Origin of the sequence: Campylobacter concisus, assembly GCF_003049705.1 — a bacterium.
GTDB lineage: Bacteria > Campylobacterota > Campylobacteria > Campylobacterales > Campylobacteraceae > Campylobacter_A > Campylobacter_A concisus_AR.
Genome location: NZ_PIRF01000005.1, coordinates 1 through 20158, shown reverse-complemented (window position 1 = coordinate 20158; position 20158 = coordinate 1). Strand labels below are relative to the sequence as shown.

Below are 20158 nucleotides of genomic sequence, written 5' to 3'. Positions count from 1 at the left end.
CGTTCTCGCCCCTTTTAAAAATTCTCATAGGGTTTGGTTATGTCAATTTATTTCTATCAGGTCTTTTTAGTCCTCCTTGGATTTACGCTTTTTGCTGCCTTAAATAACAAGGATAAAAGTTTAAAAACACTCTTTTTACCGTCACTTTTTGGAGTCGTAGCTGGCGTATTTATTTTTAAAGTCGTTCGTCACGCACTTATAGATGATCAGTTTAAAATTTTCATCGATTCAGTGACGCTAGTTTTTCTACTAATTAGCATTTTATGGATATTTCTTGAGCTTAAGATAGCAAAAATTGTAACGTTTTTTATTTTAGGCATCGGCTTTGGCTTTGGCTATAGTTCAAGCAGTGTGTTATTCCCGCTATTTGGTGGTGAGCTACTAGATACGCTTTCGGTCATTAGCTTCTTTCTAATGATATTTGCAATGATTTTGCTCGTATTTTTATTCTTTTTTATTTCGAATTTAAAATCTAGCATTTCTTCATTAATAGCTAAAATTTTAGCCCTTATCACTTTAGTTTTCTTGCTAATCGATAGGAGCTCTCAGACAGCACTTGAGCTTTTGCGTGCTGGGGCTTTAAAAATAAGTAGTGAGTTAAACTCTCAGATTCTATCTGTCAGTGCAAAAGGTATTTATGTATCAGAATTTGGTACTTATTTTTATATCTTTGTGATCTTACTTTTATGCATCACCGCACTTTTCTTTATGCCAAAAAGTATTGATAAAAATAAATTTGGTTCTATCAAATACCGCTTTACAAAAGCCATTAGAGAAAATATTTCTGATAATGCAAAATTTGCATTTTGTAGTATTTTGATAGCACTTGGATTTTCGCTCTATTATGATCTTTACGCATCTCGTCCACCTGAAATTTCAGAGCCAGTCTTGGTTGAGCCAGTGGGAGATAAATTTATATTTGATGTTGATATGCTAAAAGATAATGAACTTCACAGATTTGCTTATATAACAGATGAGGGCAAACAGATAAGATTTTTCTTGTTAAACCGCTTTAGCGACCGTGTATCGCCTGTCATCGTCTTTGATTCATGCATGATATGTGGCGATATGGGCTATATAAAAAGAGGAAATGACCTTATTTGTATCTCTTGTAATGTTAGAATTTTCTTGCCATCAGTTGGCAAAGAGGGTGGTTGCAATCCGATACCAATGCCATTTATCTTTGATGGCAAAAATATTATAGTTGATTATAAAACTATTACAGATGGAGCAAATTTCTTTAGTAAGGTTGTCGAAAAAATGGTGCTTGACCCAGTTAGTCGCAAAAAGGTGAGCAACCTTGAGTCAAGATCATATTTATATTATGGACGCACATATTTCTTTGAAAATAACGAAACTCAAGCGAAATTTGAAGCAAATCCAGAAAAATATGTAGAAACAAATGGAACGTTAAAATGAAAAATATGCAACTAAGAATGATAAAAAGCTCGATCACGGGCTCCAAGGTGCAAAAGACGATGGCCTTTATCACCATCTTGCTAGCTGCTCTTTTGATAGCTTGCATGCTAAATATCACGCTAAAAATCGGCGATCAAGTGGCAAGCGAGCTTAGAGGGTATGGCTCAAATATCGTCGTTTTGCCACGCGGTGAGAGCCTAAGCATCGAGATCGAGGGTAAAAATTTCACCCCACTAAAATCACAAAATTTACTCCCAGAGGCTGATATCTACAAGATAAAAGAGATCTTTTGGAGAAATAACATCGTTGCTTTTGCGCCGTTTTTAGAGGCAAAAGTTAAAGATGAAAAAGGAATTGAATTTGCCTTTGAAGGAACCTATTTTGATAAAAACATCGGTCTAAAAGATGAGCCAGAATTTAGTACAGGCGTTAAGAGCTTGTATGGATTTTGGGGCGTTGAAGGTGTTTGGCCAAAAGATGAAAGTATGGATGAAATTTTAGTTGGTGAAGAACTTTCTAAGGCTAAAAATTTAAAAGTTGGCGACAAACTAGGATTGATCGGCAAAAATGGCGTAAGAGAGGTTAAAATAGTTGGAATTTTAAAAGGAGCTAGTGACGAGACGCATAAGCTAGTTGGCTCACTAAAGCTTGCTGGCGATCTATCAGGTCACGCTGGATCATATACAAAAGCTGAAGTCTCAGCCATGACGATCCCAGAAAATGACCTATCGCTAAAAGCAAGAAGAAATTTAGACAATCTTGATAGCGCAGAGTACGATAAATGGTACTGCTCAGCTTACGCTGGTTCGATCGCATTTCAGATAGAAGAAAATTTACCAAATGTTAGTGCAAAGGCAAGCCTTCAAGTAAGCGATGCAGAGAGTAACATCGTAAAGAAAATCCAAAGCCTAATGGGCATCGTTAGTATCATCGCTCTTGTGGTTTCAGCCATCGGCATAACGTCGCTAATGACAAGTGAAATTTACCGCCGTAAAAAAGAGATCGGCCTTTTAAAAGCCATAGGCGCAAGTAACTTTGAAATTTACGCCCTTTTTGCTAGTGAGAGCCTTGTGGTAGCCTTTTTTGCGGGCATCACTGGAGCATTTTTGGGTTACGCTCTAAGCTACGTGATGTCTTACATTATCTTCTCTCACGGCATAGGCATAGCTTGGATCGTACTACCAATTAGCGTGGCATTTGCCCTACTTATCTCAGTCATTGGCTCGCTAATGCCAATGAGAAACGTCATAAATTTACTACCTGCGGAGGTGCTATATGACCGCAAATAGCAAATTCTTTTACAATACAATTTATAAAAGTTTAAAAAATGGCTCATCAAGAGTCATGGTCATCGTGATCTCTATCTTGCTTGGAGCATGCGTGTGTGCTGCGTTTGTTAATGTCTATCTAGACATCGACTCTAAAGTCTCACGTGAGCTAAAAACTTATGGTGCAAATATGATCTTTGCTCCAAAAGATATGGCTACAAGCGATGATATGAGTGAAAAAACTTACAATGAAATGATCGCTAAAGTGCCAAAAGATAAGCTTCTTGGTGAGAGCGGTTATCTCTTTGCTCAGGCAAATATCGGCCCGACAAATGCCATCGTCATGGGGACAAAATTTAGCAATCTAAAAAAGGTTAAGCCGTTTTTGGATGTTAGAGATGGAACTATGATAAATGTTGATTTTGACGATAAAAACGTGCTAATAGGCGTCGATCTTGCTCGTCAGGCTGGCTTTAAAGCAGGCGATGATATAGAAATTCGTGCCATTGGCTCAAATGAGAGCATAAATGTAAAGATAAAAGGCGTAGTCGCAAGTGGCGATAAAGAGGATGCCCTTTTGATCACATCACTATCTTTGGCTCAAAAAATTTCAAATAAAGCTGGCAAAATAAACTATGCTGAAGCTGTTGTGCTTGGTAACTTTGACGAGATAACATCGCTTGCAAAGACTATAAGCAATGATGAAATAGCTGCAAAACCAGTGGCAAAGGTCTCAAAGTCTGAGGGCTATATTTTGGAGAAAATAAAGCTATTAATGGCACTTGTTAGCCTTGTTATTTTGCTCATTACTTCAATGTGCGTAAACACAACGCTTAGTGCTATCTTGCTCTCTCGCTCAAAGGAGATCGCACTTCTAAGAGCCATAGGTGCAAGCAAAAAAGATGTATTAAAGCTATTTGGCTTTGAGACATTTGTGACAGCGCTCATCTCAGCATTAGTTGGTGCATTTTTAGGATATTTACTAGCTCAAATTTTAGGTTATGCGATATTTGATTCTAGTATTGATTTTAGAATTTTAAGCATCCCAGTAGCTGTGATAATATCGCTTTTATTTGCAGCGATCGCAGCATTTTATCCGATCAAACGGGCACTTAATAATAAAATGGCAGATACATTAAGAGGAGAATGATATGCAAAATGCACTAGAATTAAAAAATATTTGTAAAATTTTTGGCGATGTTAAAGCACTTGATGATATAAATTTTGAGGTTAAAAAAGGTGAGTGGGTCAGTGTAATGGGGCCAAGTGGTAGTGGTAAGAGTACGCTTGTAAATATCCTTTCACTAATGGATACTCCAAGTAGTGGCACTTATATGCTTGGTGGCGATGATGCGAGTAATCTAAATGCTGATGATACACTTAAATTTAGACGTGAAAAGATCGGTCTTATTTTTCAGCAGTTTCACTTAGTGCCATATCTTAGCGCACTTGAAAATGTGATGATCGCTCAGTACTATCACAGCTCAGTTGATGAAGAGGACGCTAAAAAGGCACTTGAGGCAGTTGGTCTTTCTCACAGGCTAACGCACAGACCAAGTCAGCTAAGTGGTGGCGAGCAACAACGCCTTTGTATCGCTCGATCACTCATAAATGATCCTGAAATTTTAATAGCAGATGAGCCAACTGGTAACCTTGATGAAGCAAATGAAAGAGTTATACTTGATCTATTTTGCAAGCTAAGAAAAGAGGGCAAGACGATACTTCTAGTCACTCACAACCCTGATCTTGGCGAGTATGGCGATAAGATCGTCTATCTAAGACATGGCAAGCTAGAGAAAATTCGCACTATTGAAAATCCAAAGGTGCCAAATGAGATATAAAATTTTATTTTTATGTCTAGTCTCAGCCCTAGTTATGGGCTGCGTCAAGCAGTATGAAAAGCATCATATCACGCTAAATGACTCAAGCGGCATTGATACGCAGTTTTTTCCAACGGAAAAGAGGCTAAAGATAGGCGATAAGCCATATATGCTATTTTTCTTTGGTACGGACTGCGGAGTGTGCAAGGCTGCTATACCTGATCTAAATACGCTTGAAAAAGAGTATGGTAAAGAGGTTCAATTCATTGGTGTTTTAGGACCTAGCAAGGGTTTTGATAAAGATATTGAGCTTTTAAAAGAGCACAATATCACCTTTAAAACTACGAGCGACAAGGTTTCAGTTGATTACTTTAGCAAGGCAGTTGGTGGTGTCATGGGCGTGCCAGTTATCTATTTTTTTGATAAAGATGGTAAGATGCGATCAAAATTTATCGGTCTTACACCAAAAAGTGTACTTGAAAGTGCTATAAGATCGCTCTTGTAGGAGTGAATATGAAAAATTTCTTTTTGTTTGTCTTAGCGGTATTTTTTGTTGGATGTGCTAACAGCACTCCAAATATCTCGGTCAAAACGAGTGATCCGATCTTTTTTACGCTTAATGAATCAAACAGAAGCGTCTATGTAAATTTTAAAAATAGTGCGACCGGGCAAGATGTAAATGCTGAAATTTTAAGCGAATTTATAAAGGCTGGTTTTAGAAACGAGCCAAATATCAAAAATGCCGACTTCATCATTCTTGGCGATGTGCAAAGCTTTTCTAGGATAATAAAAAGAGATCCGAGATTTTCAATGGGAATGGGATATGGCTTTGGCAGACCAAGCTTTGGCTTTGGCTACTCGATGTTTTTCCCATTTGGCTATTACGATGATGATGACTTTAGTACAAATAGCTATACTTATCACATGCAAGTAAGCGTGCTAGTGCGTCCAAAAAATGGTGGCGAAAAGGCGACAAATATCTCACTTATGCAAGCTGGCAATGTCTATTCGCCAAGCTACATTTGGCCTTTTTTTAAAGAACGCCTAGCAAAACAGATCGTTAGCTTTTTTTATAACGTCTCGCAAAAATAGGAGAAATTAGTAAATTTAAAAGGATTTAAATGCTAGTTGATGGAAGCTATGAAATTTCATCTTGTGATGATATTGAACTTGGTATAAAAAGAAGCTCTCCTCTCTCCTTTTATTCCTGTTATGACGATGCCAAGGATGCAAAAGCTCTTTTGGTGATTATCCCTGGGCTTGGAGAAGACTCTGACCTTGGATATAGAGCTAATCTTATTCGGACTATGGCAGAGACTTATGATGTTGCATGTATTAGTGTGGATTATCACTGCATAGGCAACCGCCCACAGCTTGGAGCGAAATTTGGACTTGATGATATAGATCGCGAAATCTCAACAAGAGAACTATCAAGCATAGGTATAAATTTACCAATTGATCTAAAAAGTATCGACTGCCACGAGAAGGTTGATTTGCTACTTAAATTTCTTAGCAAAGAGATTACTATTCGAAAAGAGAGAGGTATTTTGCCGGCTGATTTTAGACTAAATGCTAGCATTACGATGGTGCCAACAAAAAATGAATATCAAAATTTTGGCGTTATGCAAGCAATGGATGTGCTAAATGCTGTGCTTTACACAAAAAAATATATAAATAATGCCAAATTTGAACATCTGCCAGTGATAATGGTAGGCAGCTCACATGGTGGATATCTGGCACATATGTGTGCTAAGATCGCTCCATGGCTAGTTGATGCCGTGATAGATAATAGCTCTTATGCCATATTTTTGTGGCGTCTTATTGGCTTTGGTAAAGAGATAGATTTTACTAACTACTTTTGTTTTGGTACTGGCATTTTGTATCAAAATTTATATATTTATTTTTTTGATAAGACCTACTGGACACTTAATGAAAAATCACCATACTATTTTATTGACGCAAGAGAAGAGATAAGAAACATCCTAAATTTAGATCATTTAAATGTTCAAAGCAGCTATAAAAAGCCAATTTACGTGAGCTATCACTGTATTTTCGATAAAGAAATAGCTCCAGCAAAGGATAAAATCGAGCTTTACGAGGCTCTTAAGAAGCTAAAATTTGACGCTACGCTTCATATGGTAAAAGATGAGAGTGAGGTTGATGGCAAATTTATAAAGTCCATAACGCATGGAATGGGGATGTCTTATAAACTACTTTTACAAAAAGAGCTTCCCAGTATGATGGAGAAAATTTTATCTCAAAAAAATAAAAAGAGCAGCAAGAGTATTGAGTATAAATGCGGCGATATGATCTATAAATTTAGTGAAGTCTTAGATCAAATAAATCTTGAAATTTTAGATATTGCTTAGTATTTAAAATAGTTAAAACTAGGCTCATAAAGACCTAGTTTTTATCACTCATTATCTATCTCAAAGTCGTAAAATTCGCTTTCATACTCAATATTTCCTATTTTGCTGTATTGTATAAGAGCTGCTTTTATGTTGTCTATCTGCTGATACATTAGACCCAGAGCTATTCTATTTTCGATAGCACTAGCATCATTTAGTTTTGTTAGCTCTAAAAGTGCGATCGCGTTTGATACTTTTCCAGCTCCTGTTGCAGCCACAGATGCTAAAAACAATGTGCTAGCGTCATTTACTTTAAACTCATCGATTGCTTGATTATAAAGTTTATAGCTCTCATCAAAGTCGTTTGTAAAGATATCGACATAGGCTAGAGTTTGGATTAAATTTATATTCTTTGGAGCATTTTTTAGCTCGGCTCTTAACTTATCACGCTCTCTTGTAAGTAAGCCTGAAATTTGAAGTAGCTTGATGTATTGCTTTTTGATGATATCAGCACCGTGATAGAAAGCGTTTGAATCAAGCTGCTTGCCATTAAAGTGAATTTGTATCGCTTTTGCATACTCTTTGACATTTTGCTCTTTGTTTTTCGAGATGAAATTTAAGATATTTGCAATAATATCATTTGGCAAAATTTTTAGTAGCTCATCAGCTTTCTTTGCCATTAGTTCGTCATTGTTTGTTACTTTTGCGATGATGATATCAAAGGCTAAATTTAGCATTGTCTGCTCTTTTGGTTCTTCAAGCCATCTTATCATCGCACTTTGGTTACCGCTAACCAGACTTAGAAGTGAGGCATATAAATTTACAGGCTTTAAGCTCTTATCGTTTTCTAAATTTTCGCCGATCTCTTCAATGAGTTTTGGGTTTAAATTTCTATTTATATCTAGACAAATCGCCCCAAAAATGCCTGCAAGATGGTTATTTACATCTTGATGATAGCTTGCTATGAAGTGCTTTGCTGCAAGGCTAAAATTTCCAAGCTGAGCGTAGCTTAAGGCGAGATTGTATTGCAAGATAGAGTGATTTGGATAAGTGCTGGCTAGCTCTTCAAACTCTTTATTTGCTTCTTTTAAGCGGTAGCTTAGCGCTTTTGCGATAGCTTCGCTAAGTTTTGCATTTACTTTTGAAGCAGCCGCACTTTGGCTAAGGTAGTCATTTGCCGCTGAGGTGTCATCTAAAAAGACGCTAACACCACCTTTTCTTATCTGCTCGATACTCTGTTTTGCATCAAAGACCTTGTAAGGTGCGAAGTAAAAAAGGGTCTCATAGCGCCTTGTTCTATCAAAAAACATATCATCGCTAAAGTGTGCCTGAGCTAGGCTGACATCAAAAAGATCAGGCTTTAGTATCGTTTTTATCTTGTAAATTTTGCTTGGCAAAGAAGCATTGTAGTCGTAAACATCTTTGATAAATGCAGCCGCGTCGCCGTAGTCAGCAGTTTTTAGATCAATTAGCGCCTCAGTCATCTTGATAAGATCGATATTTGGCGTATTTTTAGAAGCTTTTGTTAGATAATCCCTTGCCTTGTCGTATTTGCCAAGTCTTGCATAGAGCTGTGCTAGCGTGAAGTCGGCCTTAAATGCCTTTTGGCTCTCAAGTTTGGCTATTGCTCTTTCATCATCTCCAAGAAGTGATAAAATCTTTGCACTTAAATACGCATATTCATTTTTATAATCCGCAGTATTTGGATGAGAAAGCGCTTGAAGCGCCTCGTAATAGTTGCCTTTATAATAGTTTATAAGCGCGTAGTAATAGCTATAAAGTGGCGAGTTGTTTTCATACTGCAAAAATGAATCAGCAAGTCCTATGTAGTAGTTAAAATTTTTAGTATTATTTAGCTCGAGCGAGCAAACAGCAGCGTTTATGGCGCTAACTGCTGTGTTTTCTCTATCGGTTATTGCTTTATTAAAAGATACAATCGCCTCATCACATCTTTCTTGTTTCATCTGCGAAACGCCAAGGTTGTAGTTTGAGAGAGACTGGTTATAAACAGCTATGTTTTCATAAATTTTTAGAGCCTCAAATTTATTGCCACGCTCATAAAGCTGATTGGCTTTATTTATCATTTCATCGATCTTTGAAGCGCCAAAATTTTGCGTTTGGTAGTTGTTTTCTATATTTTTTACGATACTTGCAGCATCTATGTTCTCTTTTTTGTCTTTCTTTAGCAAGATAACTAGCAAAACCACTATCAAGATGATAAACACTAGAGTGACCACACCTGCTATTATAAAGAGCTTTTTATTGCTCTTTTTTACAGGGATTGGCTCTGGGATGCTCTCGTCTTGCAGCACACCCTCACTTGCGATACTCTCAAGTGAAACGATCTCTTCAGGTGCCTCGGCTTTTGCCTCTTCAGGCGCTTCTTGCTCTGCTTGCTCGCCAGGTGGTTTTAAAACTACAACCTCTTCTTCAGCCACTACATATACCTTTTAAGAACTTCTGGAATTTCGATAGTGCCATCTGTTTTTTGGTAGTTTTCCATGATGGCAATAAGAGTCCTACCCACAGCTAGACTTGAGCCATTTAGCGTATTTACAAGCATATTTTTCTTACCATCTTTAAAGCGAATTTTTGCACGCCTTGCTTGAAAATCACGAGTATTGGAAATAGAGCTAATCTCTCTATATTTACCTTGACCTGGCAACCAAACCTCAAGGTCTATCGTCTTTGCCGCGCTAAAGCCAAGGTCGCCACTGCAAAGAAGCATATGGCGGTGAGGAAGCCCAAGGCTAGTTAGTAGATCGCTTGCGCACGATACCATTTCATTTAGCACGTCTTCGCTTTGATCAGGTCTTGTGATGCTTACCAGCTCGACCTTTTCAAACTGGTGCTGGCGGATCATACCTCTGGTGTCACGTCCTGCTGATCCTGCCTCTTGGCGGAAGCATGCTGAGTAGCAAGTCATCTTTATAGGTAGCTGCTCGGCTTCTATGATCGTGTCGTTGTATAAATTTGTCACAGGCACTTCGCTAGTTGGGATGAGGTAGAGATCCTCGTCGCGCACTTTGTAAAGGTCCTCTTCAAATTTAGGCAGCTGACCAGTGCCAAAAAGCGTGTTTGAGCTTACTAGATAAGGGATATTTACAAGCTCAAAGCCACGTGAGCTGTTAAAGTCGATCATGTAATTAACAAGCGCTCTACTAAGCCTTGCTCCCATGCCGCGAAGCACTGTAAAACGAGATCCTGAGAGCTTTACGCCCCTTTCAAAGTCAAGCCAACCAAGGCTTTCACCTAACTCCCAGTGCTCTTTTGGTGTAAAGCTAAATTTAGTTGGCTCAAGCACCGTTTTTATGCAGACATTATCGTCCTCGTCCTTACCAAATGGTACGTCATCATCGGTGATATTTGGCACATTAAATGAAATTTGCTCAAGCTTTTCTTCATATTGTTTAACGATATCATCAGCATCAGCAAGTGCAGCTTTGTTTAAATTTAGCTCATTTTTAAGCTCACTTACGTCTTCACCTGCTCTTGCCTTTATGCCAAGCTCTTTACTCTTTGCGTTTTGAATAGCTTGGAAATTTTCAAGTGCTTTGCGCTTTTGTTTTAGCTCGTTAAAAGTTTGTAAAAGCTCGTCAAGTAGCCCAGCTTTTACATTTTTTCCCTCAAGTTTTTTTACAAATTCATCGTAATTTGTCTCGAGTAGTTTTAAATTTATCATTCCGTATCCTTAAACCATAAACATAACTTTTGCAAAAAGTACGATAAAAACTGCCGCTGTTAGCGCAAATGGGTGGATGTTACCAAGTGGGCTAGGGCGTTTAAATATAAATTTGCAGCTCAAATTTGTTATAACCGCAGCCACGATTAGCATCGCTAAGAAAAATTTGATCATAAAAATGATTTGTAAATTTGTCTCAAAGTAGCCTCCAGCCTTTGATCCGACCCAGTTACTCATCATCATGCCTCCAGTTAATACCAAAAGCAAGATACAAAGTGGCATTATCTTAATAGCAACTGAACCGATAGCCTGTTTTGCCTTTTGAGCAAGCTCAGGTGGCATTTTTTTACAAGCTGCCTTAAAAATGATTACATCAAAAAAGAGGTAACCAACAAAGATGATTGCACAAAAAAGATGAACTATTTGTGCGTATGGATATAAATTTTGCATATTTTTCCTTTATTAATAAATTCCGACTACTTCACGAACTTTTTTTATTGTTGTTTGAGCAACATTACTTGCCTTTTTGGCTCCTATTTCTAAAATTCCAGACACTTCGCCAGGATTATTTTGATAATGCTCAAATTTCTCTCTCGCATCTTTAAAATAGTCCCAAATAAGCTCATTTAGATAAGCTTTAAAGTGCCCATGACCCTCGCCACCACGCTCATATCTAGCTTGAAGCTCTTTTTGTCCACTCTCGTCCAAAAAAAGTTTGGCGATATTATAGACGTTGCAGTTTTGCCACTGTTTTGGCTCTTCAAGTGGCGTGCCGTCTGTCACAATGCTAGAAATTTGCTTTTTAAGCGTTTTGGCATCGGCAAAGATGTCGATTGTATTGCCATAGCTTTTGCTCATCTTTTCACCGTTTGTGCCGGGTACGGTGGCTACATTTTCATCGATCTTTGCCTCAGGCAGTGTAAAAATTTCTCCATGCTCGTTGTTAAATTTTATCGCGATATCACGAGCGATTTCTACGTGCTGGATCTGATCCTTGCCTACAGGCACGACCTGCGCATTATAAAGCAAAATGTCAGCTGCCATCAAAACTGGATAGCTAAAGAGTCCGTGGTGCGAACTAAGACCTTTTGCGACTTTATCTTTGTAACTATGTGCGCGCTCAAGAAGCCCCATAGGCGTGTGCTGACTTAGTACCCAGTAAAGCTCAAGCACGTCTTTAACATCACTTTGCACCCAAAATATGCTTTTATTTGGATCGATCCCAAGTGCCAAAAACGCACATGCAGCCTCAAAAGTGTTTTGTTTTAGGGCTTTGGCCTCGCTAAGGCTTGTCATCGCGTGGTAGTTTGCTATAAACATAAACATCTCGTTTTTTTCTTGCATATCAACCATCTGTTTTATCGAGGCAAAGTAATTGCCAAGGTGTAGTTTGCCGGAGGGTTGGAGGCCGGTTAATACTCTCATCTTATCCTTTCAAATTTTGGCTTTTTCTCGTGAGCGCTTTTGATAGAGATTTGAAATTTTAAGCTTTTGGCAGACTATGTGTCTAGCCTCGGCTTAAAATTTCTACACAACTCTCGTCGCTTTAGCGTTGCGAACAAAGAGAAGCAAAAAATCATCTCACGATACTTCGCTAAAATACTTTTTTAAATTTTAACATCAGGACAGATATTTTTATCTAGTCTAATCTTAAAATTTAGCTTGGCAGGCTAAAGTCTAGTCTTAATTAAAATTTGACTGTGCAATATTTAAATTTTCCTCAAACAGTTTGCCAAAATTTATAACTACAAAACGTTAAATTTAGCTCAAACATTTCAAATTTTAACACCACGCGAGACAGCCATCCAGCCTGATCTTAAAATTTATCGTTGCAAGCAGCATTCACGCCACTTTACAACTAAATTTTTAAAAGCATCCTTATCTCTTTTACGATTTGCTTTGGAGTTTTACCCTCGACTTCGACGATGTAATCAGCCTTTTTCTCATAAAGCTCCTCTCGCTCCAGATGAAGTGCCTCAGCTCTTTTTAGATCACTTAAAAGTGGACGTTTGGCAAGTTTTTTCTCGCTATTTTTGCTATTTTTTAGCCTTTGCATGATCGCGTCAAAACTAGCTTTTAGATAGATCACGGTGCCAATTTTCTTTAAATTTTTAACCTTGGCAAAGCCACCACCAGTTGAGATGATCGCATTTTTGACATTTGTTGCTAGAAATTTGGCAAGATCTTTTTCAAGCTGCCTAAAATGCTCCTCTCCGTACTCTTCAAAGATAGCTTTTATCTTCATATTTTGTGAGCTCTCTAGTAAGTCGTCGCAGTCAAGGTTCATCGTCCTTAGTGCCTTGCTTAGTGCCCTTGCAGTCGTGCCCTTGCCAACGCCCATAAACCCTATCAAAACGATATTGTTATTCTTTGTTTTCATCGCTCTCTCCACGTTTTTTAGGGATTAGCACGATAGGCACGCCAGTTAGGTTAAAGCTCTCTCTAAGCTTGTTTGTTAAATAGCGTTTGTAGCTAAAGTGCAGGCACTTTGGACGGTTCATTATAAGCGCTATCATGATAGGTGCTGTCTTAAACTGCACTGCGTAGTAAATTTTCACAACCCTGCCTTTATCTCGTGGCAGTGGGTGCGCCTTGGTCGCTTCGCCAATCACTTCGTTTAGCTTTGAAGTTTGGATTTTTTGGGTGTAGTTTTTGTAAATTTCAATGATGAGTGGATAAATTTTATGCACTCTTTTGCCGCCCAAAGCCGAAACACTAATGATCGGCGCATATGCTAGAAATTTAAACCTATCTTTTATCTCTTTGCAAAGCTCGTCAAATTCTTCGCTACTTTTGTCCCATTTGTTTAGCACGATGATGACCCCAAGCTCAAATTTCGAGGCGATGCCAGCGATGCGCTCATCAAGCTCGGTTAGTGGCTCAGAGCTATCAAGCACAAGTAGCGCCACGTCTGTCTCTTCTAAAATTTTCTCAGTTCTATTTAGCGCATATCTCTCGATGCCCTCGATCTTGCCACGCTTTCTGATACCAGCAGTATCGACAAACTCAAAAACCCTGCCATCATGCTCGTAAATTTCATTGACCGGATCGATCGTAGTGCCTGCCACATCGCTAACGACGGCGCGACTCTCTTTTACAAGGGCATTTAAAAGTGAGCTTTTACCGACATTTACGCGGCCTATGATGCCAACTCTGATGTTTTTGCTTTCATAGTCTATCTCGTCGCTTAGCTCGCCCTCGTCGTTATAGTTTTCTAAAAAATCATCAAAATCTTCGCTTGTATCGGCCTTTATCTGTACTTTGTCTTCTATATGCTTTGCTAGCCACATGCTAAGTTCATCTATGCCTGTGTTGTGGCTTACAGAAATTCCAAATGAGTTTTTTGCGCCAAAGCTTACAAATTCCCACTCTCTTTGCTCATCTTTTTTGCTGTCTATTTTATTGATAATGAGTGCGATTGGTAAATTTAGCTTGCTAAGCTCATAAAAAATGGCTCTATCCTCGTCATCTGGCATCATTTTGCCATCGACCATGTATAAGATGACGTCTGAATTTCTAGCCTCTGCCAAGGTCTTTGCTTTTACATTTTTAAAAAGCTCGCTGCTATCATCAAGGCCACCACTATCGATTAAAATGCACTCTTTGCCCTCAACCTCGATCTTAGCTTTGTTCGTATCTCTTGTCGTGCCGCTAACATCGCTTGTTATGGCGATACGACGACCAGCTAAGCGGTTAAAAAGTGAGCTTTTGCCGACATTTGGCTTGCCTACTAATATTACTTTTTGCAAATTTTGTCCTTTTCGTGATGGCTGATTATACAAATTTTTGACTTATATAAAGTATAAAAATTTGCTTAAAAGCGCCAAAATAAAAGAAAAAATCAACCAAAATTTAAGCCACTTTTCATTAAAATGGCTACTTTAAATTTAAAGGTCTTGTGATGTTAAAAAGGTTTTATATTTCGCATCTTGGCATTTTTTATATGCTCTTTGCTTGCTTTATGTTTGCCGTTACTGGCGCATTTGCAAAGTATCTTAGCAAAGATATGCCATCTATCGAAGTTGTATTTTTTAGAAATTTAATAGGCCTTTTCATCGTTATTTATGCCATTTATAGATTTCCATTTAAGCAAGCTGGTGGACACTTTTTTTTACTGATGTTTCGCGGTTTTGTGGGTACGGTCGCACTTTTTGCTTTTTTTTACAATGTCGCTCATGTAAATTTGGCCACAGCTTTTACATTTCAAAAGACAAATCCAATCTTTACAGCTATCCTCGCAGCCTTTATTTTTAAAGAGCGTCTAAGCTCACTTGGCTGGTTTGCTGTATTTTTGGGATTTGGTGGAATTTTGCTTGTTATCCAGCCAAATTTAGGCATAAGCAAGACTGATATTATCGGTGTTTGGAGTGGCCTTGGTGCGGCGATCGCATACACGAGTGTTAAGGAGCTAAACAAGAGCTACGGTACAAATGTTATAGTGTTAAGTTTTATGCTTTGGGGCTCGTTTTTGCCACTTATTTGCATGGGTTTGGCAGAATTTTTCACCTACGAGCCACTTGATTTTTTGTTTTCAAAATTTAGCATGCCAAACTGGTATAACGTTGTTTTTATCTTGCTAATGGGACTTAGTGGATATTTTTTTCAGTCGTACATGACAAAGGCGTTTGCGGTTGGTAAAAAGGCTGGAGTGATCGCTGCGGTTAGCTACGCAGACGTTATTTTTACACTTATCATTGGCTATTTTATGGGCGATGTATTGCCAAATCAAACGGCACTTTTAGGTATCTTGCTAGTAATAGTGAGTGGAATTTTAGTTGTGAAAGAAAAATAAGGCGATACTATGAAAATAGAAATTGGAGAATCTTTATTTTATTCTTGGCTTCGCCATGTTAAAGAGTGCCAAATAGTGCAAACTAACTGGAAAATTTCTCCAAAATGGGAGATAAAATTTTCAGACGAGTTAGAAAATATAATGTCAAAAACAGATGAGCTTTTTTCTAGCAAATATGGATATAAAATTTATAAACAAAATACCTCATTAAAACAACTTTTGCAACAAGCAGAGTGTGATGCACTAGGTGTTTGTATGAGTGATGGAGTTAGTAAAATTTATGCAGTTGATGTTGCTTTTCATGAGTCTGGACTAAACTACGGCGGTCTTGATGAGACGGTAGCTAGAGTAGTAAAAAAATGTCTTAGAACCGCCATGTGTGTTTATGGATATTTTGGTGTTAAAAAAGCAGAAATTATCTTTGCATCCCCTAAAATAAATAGACAAATTTTAGATGCCTTGTGCCCTTGTTTTGTTGATATAAACAACATAATGCAAGAGATGGGATTTGAATTTGACTTTAGAATAATAGCAAATAGCGATTTTTCAAATTTAGTTTTAGAACCTATTTTGGAGGTAAGTGGTAATGTGGCCGATACGGCGGAGCTTTTTATGCGTTCTTACCAGATGCTATCCTTGTTTGACAAAAAAAGCCTAAAAGATATGGAAAACACAGAAAAACAAAAGCTGAAAGTAGGCATATATAGCTATCAACGTTCTAAAGACTATGTTAATATCAAAAATAATCAAGATGAATACGCAGAGCTAAAAGTCGGACAAATAGCACGAATAATTATGAGGGAAATTTTGGAAAGCGGTAAGGTAGATGCTAACGAGATAAGCTGGCTTCAAAACGAAAAGTATAGTAAGGATACTCTTGGATTAAATTATCCTGCGCTTGTAATAGCGAACAATGAATATGATGCGAGGAGATATTATGTGGATCCTGTATTCATAAATGGTGTATATTATAAACTTTGTAATGATTGGTATGAAGGGGTAACAAACGACGATAGACCGCTTTTGATAGATTGGATTAGAAAATTTAGAGAAAAATAAAGGAGAAAAAATGATACTAATAGCAGGGCCTTGCGTCATCGAAAGCGAGCAGCTCGTTTTTGACGTGGCAAAAAGGCTGGTTAAATTTAACGAAGATAAGCGGATAGATTTTTATTTCAAATCAAGCTTTGACAAGGCAAATCGCACGAGTATAAGCTCGTTTCGCGGGCCAGGGCTGGAGAAGGGTTGCGAAATTTTAGCCAAGGTCAAAAAGGAATTCGGTTTTAAAATTTTAACCGATATCCACGAGAGCTATCAGGCTGCACCAGTAGGCGAAGTGGCCGACGTGCTGCAAATCCCGGCGTTTTTGTGCCGCCAAACCGATTTGCTCGTGGCCGCGGCTAAGACAAAAGCGGTCGTAAATATCAAAAAAGGGCAGTTTTTAGCCGCCTCTGCTATGAAGCACTCGGTGAAAAAAGTGTTAGAAACAAGGGGTATAAAGGGCGACGGATACGAGGTTGCTAAACAAAACGGCGTGTGGCTAACGGAGCGAGGCAGCACCTTTGGCTACGGGAATTTAGTCGTAGATATGCGAAATTTGGTGCTGATGAGGGAGTTTGCGCCGGTGATTTTCGACGCTACTCACAGCGTGCAGATGCCAAGCGCTCTTGGCGAAAAAAGCGGCGGGGACGCGAGATTCGTGCCGTATCTAGCGCGAGCTGCGGCGGCTGCCGGCGTGGACGGATTTTTCTACGAGACGCACGTAAATCCTTGCGAGGCGCTCTGCGACGGGCCGAATATGCTAAATTTGGACGAGCTAGACGCAAATATCGCTCAAATTTTTAAGATAAAAGACGCCATAGGCGATGCAAACTAAGGGCTTTTTGTGGGTGCTAGGCGGCGCGGTCGCCGAGTGCGGCTGGGCGTACGGGCTAAAACACGCCCAAAATGCCGTAGAATTCGCGCTTACTGCCGCGTTAGTCTGCGTTAGCTTCGTGTCGTTTATAAAGGCTTTAAAATATATCCCCGTTAGCGTCGCATATACCGTATTTGTGGGATTTGGAGCGTTTTTTATAGTGGTCGCCGAAAGCGTTAGCGAATACGGCTCAAGCGGCCAGATGCCAGATCCCTTGCGGCTATTTTTCATAGCGACGCTGATCGCGGGCGTGCTGGGGTTAAAAAGGCTAAAATCTTGATGCACGTTTTAGCTCTTTTGGTGGCCGGGTGCTGCGAGGTTTCGGGCGTGTTTTTTCTAACTAAATTTCAAAAAAGCTTCGGCGTGAAAAAAGCGGCGAATTTTTTGATTTTAACCGCAAATTTCGCCCTTTCGCTCTGGCTTTTGAGCTATGCGATGCAGGCGATGGCGATGTCGGTAGCGTACGCGATTTGGACGGGTATCGGAGCGGTTGGAGCCGTGGGCGTCGGAGTGATTTTTAACGGCGAAAAAATGAGTGCGCAAAAGGCGTTTTATCTATCGCTAATAACGCTAAGCGCGGTAATGTTAAAGATAATATAAAAGGAGAAATCATGAAAATAATCGAAGGAAATTTGGCTCTAAAAGGCGGCGAGAAAGTCGCTATAGTGGGCGCGAGATTTAACCACATCATCACCGATAGACTGGTCGAGGGCGCGAGGGATGCGTTTTTGCGTCACGGCGGGGACGAGGCGAATTTGAGCCTCATTTTGGTGCCGGGTGCGTTTGAGATACCGATGGCGCTAGAAAAGGCACTAGCCAGCGGTAAATTTGACGCCGTTTGCTGCGTGGGGGCGGTGATCCGCGGCTCTACGCCTCACTTTGACTACGTGAGCGCCGAGACCACCAAGGGCATCGCAAGCGTCACGCTAAAATACGGCAAGCCGGTGACCTTTGGCGTGCTAACGGTCGATAGCATCGAACAAGCCATCGAGCGAGCTGGCTCAAAGGCCGGAAATAAGGGCTTTGAAGCGATGACGGGCGTGATCGAGATGCTAAGCTTATATAAAAATTTGGAGGCGTAAAATGGCGACTCGTCATCAGGTTAGGCAGGCCGTCGTTTCGCTGCTCTACTCAAATGAGATAAATCCGGTAACTGCTGCATTTGAAGAGGAATTTCTGGAAGAGAAAAAGATAAGAAACGAGCGAAAAAGTGAGGCGCAGCAGACTTTTAAAGAGGTGCTCGCAAATAAAGAAAAACTAGATGAAATTTTAAAGCCATATCTAAAAGACGGCGATTTTAGTAAGGTTGGTGCGACTGAACTAGCCATCCTTAGACTTGGGCTCTATGAGATGAAATTTAGCCAAACTGATAAGGCTGTCATCATAAACGAAGCGATCGAGCTTGCGAAAGAGCTTGGAAGTGATCAGGCACCAAAATTTATAAACGGTGTACTTGATAAGCTAAAGGCTGATCTGTGAGGCTCTGTGTTGCGCTTGATATGGCTAGTCGTGAAGAGAATTTAGCTCTTGCTAGAGAGCTAAAAGGGCTTGATCTTTGGCTAAAAGTGGGGCTTAGAAGCTATCTTAGGGATGGGGCAAAGTTTATAGAAGAGCTAAAAGAGCTTGGAAATTTTAAAATTTTCCTCGATCTAAAGCTCTATGATATCCCAAACACGATGGCTGATGCGGCTGAAGTCGTCTCAAAAATCGGCGTAGATATGATAAATGTGCATGCTAGCGCTGGTGAACGTGCGATGAAAACAGTTATGGATAGGCTAGCTGGTCTTGGGAGCCGTCCTTTAGTGCTCGCAGTATCGGCACTTACTAGCTTTAGTGAGAGCGAGTTTGACGCTGTTTATAACGATACGATCGCAAGAGCTGTTAGAAAATTTAGCCAGATGAGTTTTGAAGCAGGGCTTGATGGAATGGTCTGTTCTGTTTTTGAAAGCAAGCTCATCAAAGATGTAACAAATGAGAAATTTATCACTCTTTGCCCTGGTGTTAGGCCTTTTGGCGAGAGCGCTGGAGATCAAAAAAGAGTAGCAAACTTAGTGAGCGCAAAGCAAGAGGGTAGTGATTTTATCGTTGTTGGTAGGCCGATTTATGAGAATGTAAATCCAAGAGAAATTTGTGAACGAATTTTGGAGCAAATTTAAAATTTGAACTTGTGTGAAGTGGTTTTTAACTAAGCTTTTTTACAAAATGTTGCGTGAAGATGACATCAAAGCGAAGTGAGGAACTAAATTTGAGTGATTTTAAGAAAATCCTCTATGTTGGTGAAGCGATAGAGGCCGATCTGTTGGGACTTGGCTACACAGACGTTGCTTCGTTAAAGGGCGCGATCCGAACGAGATGTTTGAGCGCACAAAAGCGCTCGGACGCGGCAGCGATAGGTGTATCCTCTATGTTTACCGTATGGTTTGCTACTATGTAAATACGCCACACCCAGACAAAGCCAAACTAAAATGATGGCTTTGGAAGGACTAAATTTATAAATTTTTATTTTTAGATTCTCTATCTGAGGGCTATAATTGTGAAATGCAAATTTAAGCAAGATATCAGCGGTCTTCAATTATAATGCGATTTCTTTTTATGGACAGATGGGTGAGTGGCTGAAACCACACCCCTGCTAAGGGTGCAGCTCTTAATCGGGGCTCGAGGGTTCAAATCCCTCTCTGTCCGCCACTGCTTATAGATAATCATAAATTTTATTATTGTTTAACATTATTTTTTAAATATCTTTATATAAAATTTTTCGCGTTAGAAAATTGCTTACCTAGTAAAACTTAACTATAAGTTTGTAGATTTTAGACTGATGATTTTTTGTGAAATTTATAAGTAAAAATTTTATAGTGATCACACATTTTTTAAAAAATATGATTTTTTTTGGTTATATTGTTGTTTCAAACTAATT

The 20158-nt window shown here is 39.2% G+C and carries 21 protein-coding genes, 1 tRNA gene and 1 pseudogene; 17 read left to right on the top strand and 6 right to left on the bottom strand.

The window, feature by feature from the left end:
• Positions 1–39: 39 nt before the first annotated feature.
• From CVT05_RS06335 to CVT05_RS06305, 7 genes are read left to right on the top strand one after another with little or no spacing between them, the layout of a single operon-like run.
• Complete coding sequence (locus CVT05_RS06335; RefSeq protein WP_107698205.1) at positions 40–1419, top strand: Fe-S-containing protein; 1380 nt, start codon at positions 40–42, stop codon at positions 1417–1419.
• A complete protein-coding gene (locus CVT05_RS06330; protein WP_107698204.1) occupies positions 1416–2708 on the top strand; it encodes an ABC transporter permease in 1293 nt (430 codons plus the stop codon). The genes CVT05_RS06335 and CVT05_RS06330 overlap by 4 nt, the downstream gene beginning before the upstream one ends.
• Complete coding sequence (locus CVT05_RS06325) at positions 2695–3837, top strand: ABC transporter permease (RefSeq protein WP_072593884.1); 1143 nt, start codon at positions 2695–2697, stop codon at positions 3835–3837. Before CVT05_RS06330 ends, CVT05_RS06325 begins: the two co-directional genes overlap by 14 nt.
• Position 3838: 1 nt before the next feature.
• On the top strand, positions 3839–4528 hold the full coding sequence (locus tag CVT05_RS06320; protein WP_021090626.1) for an ABC transporter ATP-binding protein: 690 nt from the start codon (positions 3839–3841) through the stop codon (positions 4526–4528).
• The gene (locus tag CVT05_RS06315) at positions 4518–5012 is read left to right on the top strand and encodes a TlpA family protein disulfide reductase (protein ID WP_021090806.1); all 495 of its coding nucleotides are present in this window, start codon (positions 4518–4520) and stop codon (positions 5010–5012) included. Before CVT05_RS06320 ends, CVT05_RS06315 begins: the two co-directional genes overlap by 11 nt.
• 8 nt (positions 5013–5020) lie before the next feature.
• Positions 5021–5599: a hypothetical protein gene (locus CVT05_RS06310; RefSeq protein ID WP_107698203.1), complete on the top strand. Its 579-nt coding sequence runs from the start codon at positions 5021–5023 to the stop codon at positions 5597–5599.
• A 29-nt stretch (positions 5600–5628) separates the two neighbouring features.
• The gene (locus tag CVT05_RS06305) at positions 5629–6876 is read left to right on the top strand and encodes a DUF2920 family protein (protein WP_107698202.1); all 1248 of its coding nucleotides are present in this window, start codon (positions 5629–5631) and stop codon (positions 6874–6876) included.
• Between the two features lie 44 nt (positions 6877–6920).
• Here CVT05_RS06305 and CVT05_RS06300 read toward each other — a convergent pair whose 3' ends face one another.
• The 6 genes from CVT05_RS06300 to der form a co-directional block, all read right to left on the bottom strand.
• Positions 6921–9293 (bottom strand): tetratricopeptide repeat protein, encoded by a 2373-nt coding sequence (locus CVT05_RS06300; protein ID WP_107698201.1) that lies wholly within the window; start codon positions 9291–9293, stop codon positions 6921–6923.
• Positions 9293–10537 (bottom strand): serine--tRNA ligase, encoded by a 1245-nt coding sequence (gene serS, locus CVT05_RS06295; RefSeq protein WP_107698200.1) that lies wholly within the window; start codon positions 10535–10537, stop codon positions 9293–9295. The genes CVT05_RS06300 and serS overlap by 1 nt, the downstream gene beginning before the upstream one ends.
• Positions 10538–10546: 9 nt before the next feature.
• Complete coding sequence (locus tag CVT05_RS06290; protein WP_021090475.1) at positions 10547–10987, bottom strand: hypothetical protein; 441 nt, start codon at positions 10985–10987, stop codon at positions 10547–10549.
• Between the two features lie 12 nt (positions 10988–10999).
• A complete protein-coding gene (gene trpS, locus CVT05_RS06285) occupies positions 11000–11962 on the bottom strand; it encodes a tryptophan--tRNA ligase (protein WP_107698199.1) in 963 nt (320 codons plus the stop codon).
• Positions 11963–12395: 433 nt separating this feature from the next.
• Positions 12396–12917, bottom strand: coding sequence for a shikimate kinase (locus tag CVT05_RS06280; protein WP_107698198.1), 522 nt, complete (start codon positions 12915–12917; stop codon positions 12396–12398).
• Positions 12901–14286, bottom strand: coding sequence for a ribosome biogenesis GTPase Der (der, locus tag CVT05_RS06275; protein ID WP_107698197.1), 1386 nt, complete (start codon positions 14284–14286; stop codon positions 12901–12903). The genes CVT05_RS06280 and der overlap by 17 nt, the downstream gene beginning before the upstream one ends.
• A gap of 152 nt (positions 14287–14438) precedes the next feature.
• Between der and CVT05_RS06270 the strand changes: the two genes are divergently transcribed.
• From CVT05_RS06270 to CVT05_RS06225, 10 genes and pseudogenes are all read left to right on the top strand, one after another.
• Positions 14439–15329 (top strand): DMT family transporter, encoded by an 891-nt coding sequence (locus CVT05_RS06270; protein ID WP_107698196.1) that lies wholly within the window; start codon positions 14439–14441, stop codon positions 15327–15329.
• A 9-nt stretch (positions 15330–15338) separates the two neighbouring features.
• Complete coding sequence (locus tag CVT05_RS06265) at positions 15339–16388, top strand: hypothetical protein (RefSeq protein WP_107698195.1); 1050 nt, start codon at positions 15339–15341, stop codon at positions 16386–16388.
• Positions 16389–16398: 10 nt separating this feature from the next.
• The gene (gene kdsA / locus CVT05_RS06260) at positions 16399–17205 is read left to right on the top strand and encodes a 3-deoxy-8-phosphooctulonate synthase (protein ID WP_107698194.1); all 807 of its coding nucleotides are present in this window, start codon (positions 16399–16401) and stop codon (positions 17203–17205) included.
• Positions 17195–17524 (top strand): DMT family transporter, encoded by a 330-nt coding sequence (locus CVT05_RS06255; protein WP_087585267.1) that lies wholly within the window; start codon positions 17195–17197, stop codon positions 17522–17524. Before kdsA ends, CVT05_RS06255 begins: the two co-directional genes overlap by 11 nt.
• Positions 17521–17844 carry a DMT family transporter gene (locus tag CVT05_RS06250; RefSeq protein ID WP_107698193.1) on the top strand — a complete coding sequence of 108 codons (324 nt, stop codon included), beginning with the start codon at positions 17521–17523 and terminating at the stop codon, positions 17842–17844. The genes CVT05_RS06255 and CVT05_RS06250 overlap by 4 nt, the downstream gene beginning before the upstream one ends.
• An 11-nt stretch (positions 17845–17855) precedes the next feature.
• Positions 17856–18326, top strand: a complete 471-nt coding sequence (gene ribH, locus CVT05_RS06245) for a 6,7-dimethyl-8-ribityllumazine synthase (protein ID WP_107698192.1) — start codon at positions 17856–17858, stop codon at positions 18324–18326.
• Position 18327: 1 nt separating this feature from the next.
• Positions 18328–18723 (top strand): transcription antitermination factor NusB, encoded by a 396-nt coding sequence (nusB, locus tag CVT05_RS06240; RefSeq protein ID WP_107698191.1) that lies wholly within the window; start codon positions 18328–18330, stop codon positions 18721–18723.
• Positions 18720–19400: an orotidine-5'-phosphate decarboxylase gene (pyrF, locus tag CVT05_RS06235; RefSeq protein WP_107698190.1), complete on the top strand. Its 681-nt coding sequence runs from the start codon at positions 18720–18722 to the stop codon at positions 19398–19400. The genes nusB and pyrF overlap by 4 nt, the downstream gene beginning before the upstream one ends.
• Positions 19401–19489: 89 nt before the next feature.
• Positions 19490–19713, top strand: a pseudogene (locus tag CVT05_RS06230) (helix-hairpin-helix domain-containing protein).
• Between the two features lie 125 nt (positions 19714–19838).
• Positions 19839–19929: transfer RNA gene (locus tag CVT05_RS06225), tRNA-Ser, on the top strand.
• Positions 19930–20158: the final 229 nt, after the last annotated feature.

Coding starts and splice junctions, on each gene's coding strand:
- CVT05_RS06335 (WP_107698205.1), top strand. CDS start 40: ATGTCAATTTATTTCTATCAGGTCTTTTTAGTCCTCCTTGGATTTACG.
- CVT05_RS06330 (WP_107698204.1), top strand. CDS start 1,416: ATGAAAAATATGCAACTAAGAATGATAAAAAGCTCGATCACGGGCTCC.
- CVT05_RS06325 (WP_072593884.1), top strand. CDS start 2,695: ATGACCGCAAATAGCAAATTCTTTTACAATACAATTTATAAAAGTTTA.
- CVT05_RS06320 (WP_021090626.1), top strand. CDS start 3,839: ATGCAAAATGCACTAGAATTAAAAAATATTTGTAAAATTTTTGGCGAT.
- CVT05_RS06315 (WP_021090806.1), top strand. CDS start 4,518: ATGAGATATAAAATTTTATTTTTATGTCTAGTCTCAGCCCTAGTTATG.
- CVT05_RS06310 (WP_107698203.1), top strand. CDS start 5,021: ATGAAAAATTTCTTTTTGTTTGTCTTAGCGGTATTTTTTGTTGGATGT.
- CVT05_RS06305 (WP_107698202.1), top strand. CDS start 5,629: ATGCTAGTTGATGGAAGCTATGAAATTTCATCTTGTGATGATATTGAA.
- serS (WP_107698200.1), bottom strand. CDS start 10,537: ATGATAAATTTAAAACTACTCGAGACAAATTACGATGAATTTGTAAAA.
- CVT05_RS06290 (WP_021090475.1), bottom strand. CDS start 10,987: ATGCAAAATTTATATCCATACGCACAAATAGTTCATCTTTTTTGTGCA.
- trpS (WP_107698199.1), bottom strand. CDS start 11,962: ATGAGAGTATTAACCGGCCTCCAACCCTCCGGCAAACTACACCTTGGC.
- CVT05_RS06280 (WP_107698198.1), bottom strand. CDS start 12,917: ATGAAAACAAAGAATAACAATATCGTTTTGATAGGGTTTATGGGCGTT.
- CVT05_RS06270 (WP_107698196.1), top strand. CDS start 14,439: ATGTTAAAAAGGTTTTATATTTCGCATCTTGGCATTTTTTATATGCTC.
- CVT05_RS06265 (WP_107698195.1), top strand. CDS start 15,339: ATGAAAATAGAAATTGGAGAATCTTTATTTTATTCTTGGCTTCGCCAT.
- kdsA (WP_107698194.1), top strand. CDS start 16,399: ATGATACTAATAGCAGGGCCTTGCGTCATCGAAAGCGAGCAGCTCGTT.
- CVT05_RS06255 (WP_087585267.1), top strand. CDS start 17,195: ATGCAAACTAAGGGCTTTTTGTGGGTGCTAGGCGGCGCGGTCGCCGAG.
- ribH (WP_107698192.1), top strand. CDS start 17,856: ATGAAAATAATCGAAGGAAATTTGGCTCTAAAAGGCGGCGAGAAAGTC.
- nusB (WP_107698191.1), top strand. CDS start 18,328: ATGGCGACTCGTCATCAGGTTAGGCAGGCCGTCGTTTCGCTGCTCTAC.